The 4,108-nt window shown below is 37.2% G+C and carries 5 protein-coding genes; 1 reads left to right on the top strand and 4 read right to left on the bottom strand.

Annotation, left to right across the window (positions count from 1 at the left end):
* The 4 genes from IKK64_05945 to IKK64_05930 form a co-directional block, all read right to left on the bottom strand.
* A partial coding sequence (locus IKK64_05945; GenBank protein MBR4119605.1) for a transposase occupies window positions 1-291 on the bottom strand: 291 nt, incomplete at its 3' end.
* Between the two features lie 885 nt (window positions 292-1,176).
* Window positions 1,177-1,530 (bottom strand): helix-turn-helix domain-containing protein, encoded by a 354-nt coding sequence (locus IKK64_05940; protein MBR4119604.1) that lies wholly within the window; start codon window positions 1,528-1,530, stop codon window positions 1,177-1,179.
* Window positions 1,531-1,848: 318 nt separating this feature from the next.
* Complete coding sequence (locus IKK64_05935) at window positions 1,849-2,025, bottom strand: hypothetical protein (GenBank protein ID MBR4119603.1); 177 nt, start codon at window positions 2,023-2,025, stop codon at window positions 1,849-1,851.
* Window positions 2,026-2,030: 5 nt separating this feature from the next.
* Window positions 2,031-3,299, bottom strand: coding sequence for a hypothetical protein (locus IKK64_05930; GenBank protein MBR4119602.1), 1,269 nt, complete (start codon window positions 3,297-3,299; stop codon window positions 2,031-2,033).
* A gap of 445 nt (window positions 3,300-3,744) precedes the next feature.
* Here IKK64_05930 and IKK64_05925 point away from each other — a divergent pair.
* Window positions 3,745-4,108: hypothetical protein (locus IKK64_05925; GenBank protein MBR4119601.1), on the top strand; the 364-nt coding region annotated here is incomplete at its 3' end.

The following is a 4,108-nucleotide window of genomic DNA, read 5'->3' as shown; positions in this document are numbered from 1 at the left end:
ATCTGTTGTCAAAGATAGGATTATTTCTTCATCTTTTTCAGGACTTTGGCTTTTATAATAGTTCTTCCACTTCCTTCTCTGTTCTCCTTTCATGACATATGCTTGATTCGGAGTTGCATAATCAAGACTTAAGTGTGGGCGTTTATTGTTATATATATCAATAACTTGAGCTATTCTATTCCGTGCATCAATCAAGCCTACAAAGTGCTCATCATTGAGCCATTCCGTTTTTAGTATTCCGTTGACTCTTTCCGCAATAGCATTTTCTCTAGGATTTCCGCACTCTGTCATACTGATCACCCCACCTAACGAAGTCATCCCCGACCTGATCGGGGATCTACTCCATACCCCAAAATACGAAGTCAAAAATCACTTGCTGAAACAATCAGACATGAGTGAAAATTTGGTTGAGGCAGTTGTTAGCGCCATTGATAAATTGAGATACCCGGTCAAGCCGGGTATGACGTGTGTGATTGAGCAGGGTATGACAGTATGTGGTCGAGCCGGGTATGATCTGATGGGTGACTAAAATCAGATTTAAAGGATAGGATTCTGAAACTTTTGCCTCCTTTATGTTTTTTCTTGGGTAAAATCCCATAAAAACCCTGCAAAGTTTTTATAGAACTTTTTTAGATTCTTTGAAACAATAAAAATGAGCCAATGGTGTTACTCTTCTAAGTTCACCATTGGCTCGTTTTATTAAATGTAAAGTAGGCTGCTATTTGCTTTTAAAGGTAGCCTACAATTGTTCTATCTGTTCCAAGGTAAGCCCTGTGCAGGTGATAATCATCTCTATGGAGATTCTATTTGCCTTCATCAGACGGGCGGTATCTATTTTACCTTGTTCAATTCCATGCTGAGTTCCACGCTCGATTCCTTGTTCAAGTCCTTGTTGAAGTCCTTGCTGAAGACTGTAATTTGCTGATTTTGGTTGTCAAATTTCTGTCTTACGACTGGTCCAAGTTGACGGATTAATGATTTAGAACTATTTTACGTTGACAGTCGTTTGATTTGGGGCTGATTTTCGTTGTCAGCCTTATTTTTCACGACTGATTTTTGTTTACTCTAATGCAGAGTCAGAACTTTTGGTTTGCCTCAGTTTATTGGGGTTCGGAACCTCAATAAACTGAAAACAAGCTAGTTTATTCGCTCAGACGCTGTAGTCGTCGCTTTGGTTTACAGAACATTAGCACTCGCCTTCATCTTGCTATTACGCTTATGGGCGATTAGGTTTTGTATCATCTCCTCACTGCTTTTGATTGTGTGAGCACGTAGGCAACGCTTGATCTCTGCAATTTGATAGTAGTACTTGTTGCCGATGGTGCTGTAAGTGATTTTACCGGCACTGCGTAGGCGTTGCAGAGTCTTGTCGCAGATGCAGAGATACTCGCAGACGGCTTGCCCGTCAACCCAATCATCGTCAAGAGAGCTTTGCTGCTCTAACTTGGCTTTGCGGATGAACTCGTCCATTGCTTCAATTTTGCTAATCAACTGCTGAAAAGCACTGTGTTCGATAGTTAGTACTTCCATAGATCTTAGTTTTATTGGTTTAATATAAATGTATTGTCTGCGCAATTGAGGTTGCTTCATTGAAAGTATAGGGAGCCTTTGTCCGGGAAGGTTTGGAACAAGGGCAAAAATTTTTCATTTATTTTGCGGTTACCTAAGAAAAGCATAGGAATATCCGCCCGAAAGCTCAGACAACGGCACAAAAAAAAGCAGAGGTGTTGCCTCTGCATAATGCACAAATCACAAATATAGATTGGCGTGTATAGTATGTGGGGGACTTGCTATATCATTTGATAGATATATGACCTATTTACAAGTAAATTAAAGGTTATATATTTGTCACTTCCACTTGATTGATTTTATGGAGGCGAGATCTCTTTTTAAAGACTCAATCATTGCTGCTTTTGATTTAGTGAAGAATGAATTAGAAGTTCTATTATGGGTATTTTTAGCTGCAATGGACATCTTTACTTGCTTGTGTCCCTTGTCAATATCAGAAGAATATATTGTTGCCATAGCTGTTATTTTGCAAAATAATGGTGATTTAAATTAGCCTCAAAATAGTGTTTCCTCTTGATCCATATAAAGCCATCTCCCTTTGTGATTACGGCTACATCTACTGGACCACCGACAGTTTCATCGTCTGTTGTTACATGTCTCTTTAAGCAAGTCATTCTAACTAGACTTTCTGCCATGTCAGCCAAATCCTCTTTGTTTAGGAATGCAACTGTTTCTAAAAGTTTTCCCGTATAATTGTCTCGTATATAATTGTTTATATCATCAACTAACGGTTTAGTCATGTCATCAATTTTAATGCCATTGATGGCATCTATAAGTTCTTGCGGAGCTGATGCTGTCTGAAGTGTTTCACTAATATTGTCTCGAAAGTTACTAAAATGTCCAAAGATTCCATCAATGATAGTATCTTTTAGCCTTTGATCAATGCCCCTAACCACTGTGTTAGCCACATCTGACTGAGCAAATGGAGCAATACATGCACTCTGACTATTTGAAACCTCGTAGTCAGATATTTTATGGTGCTTTACTCTATTATCAAAAGCAAGACCTATTTTATATTCATAATAAGAAGGAAATAACTCATCCTCTCCATATCCCCAAAAGATCAGACCTGTATAATTAAAATATACATTATGATTAGACATTATTATCCAAAATAGAGCGTCTACAAAGGTGTCTTTAAAGTCTTTTGGACATGATGGGTCTGCAACTATTTTATCAACAATAGAATCTATTACCTCCAGAGCATAACTGTTAAATTGCTTTTTCGTATAACCTTCAAAGCCTTCTCCACGCGTATGTTTTTTATAATCCCCAGAAAAGCCTTGTAAGATTTTGATTATTGAGGATAAAATCGTTTGATTGTTTATCTCAGCACCCTGGTCTTTCAATCCTTCAATTGCTAAACTTTTAACTCCATTGAGCAATTGGTTCGCCATAAATGCAATGTGAAGTTTTTGTTCAGCATAAAGTTTCGGCAATATTACGCCTGTTAAATAGCACCAAAAATCATTTGTATAATCAGATAATTTTGCAAAAGAGTTGTCTTTTAAATGGTTATCACGGTACATCTTAAAGATATTTTCCCATGGTACACCATGAAAATCTAGATTGTTATAAATGGCAATACCGACAGGGTGCTTTTTAGATAATGCAAAAATTTTATTGGTATGATTTGTAATTTTTACCTTATCTGAAATAGTTAGTGTGGCTGCACTATCCGCTGCAAACGCCACCCCGCGCCTATTTATTGTACCAACTATTGCTGTCATACTCTTTAGGGTTGTAGTATTATCTTAATAATTTCAGCATATTAAAAATATGACAGAAATCTCTTATTTGCTGTAAAGATAATAAAAAAATAACAGTGACAAAATTAAGCAGGCTGCTGATTATTTACTTTGTTCAATGCTCAGATTATCCTTGGTTTTTACCTGAATTTCAGTTCAGAAAAGCGATAAACGGTTTTGTTTGTAAAATCGTTTCGTCTTTGTTTGTGTATGGGTTTGATACATTGAGTGTTACAAGTGTTTCTGCTGTGCATCTTCCAAAGATGACGTTTAACAAAGAGATCTGCATTCTTATTAAAATTAACGATAAACATTAAATAATTAACGAAATGTTTGCGATTTCGGAATTTGTCATTACCTTCGCATAACGATTAACGATAATTTGTTAATGATAATTGCAAAATAACATTCTAAAAACATTAAGAACATGAAAATTTCTAAATCCACCCAGCGACGTATCGTTGCGCTTTTTGTAATAGTTTGTTTGATGTTCCTTCCCGATTTGATTCTTTCTGTCGTACGTGTTGTATTCGACGAGGATTGGAGAACGACAGAGAACATTACATATGTCGGCACATTAGATGTCAACCGTCCAAGCTATATGCTTGTCGATGGTGAGCAGAGTTTTAATACTCCAACCATCGTACGTTCAGCTACTGCTGACGAGCCTGCGATTGTTGTCGAGCCATCGCAATATATTGTTTACGCTACTGACGGCGATTACGAGGTCGATACTACGGCGGCTAAAATACGCACTGTATTGCGCTATATTTTGATGATAGCAACTGTCT

Source organism: Bacteroidales bacterium, from assembly GCA_017521245.1.
Classification (GTDB): Bacteria; Bacteroidota; Bacteroidia; order Bacteroidales; family G3-4614; genus Caccoplasma_A.
Note: the sequence above shows the minus strand (reverse complement) of the source record. Positions and strands in the feature narration are given on the sequence as shown.

Coding starts and splice junctions, on each gene's coding strand:
- IKK64_05930 (MBR4119602.1), bottom strand. CDS start 3,299: ATGACAGCAATAGTTGGTACAATAAATAGGCGCGGGGTGGCGTTTGCA.
- IKK64_05935 (MBR4119603.1), bottom strand. CDS start 2,025: ATGGCAACAATATATTCTTCTGATATTGACAAGGGACACAAGCAAGTA.
- IKK64_05940 (MBR4119604.1), bottom strand. CDS start 1,530: ATGGAAGTACTAACTATCGAACACAGTGCTTTTCAGCAGTTGATTAGC.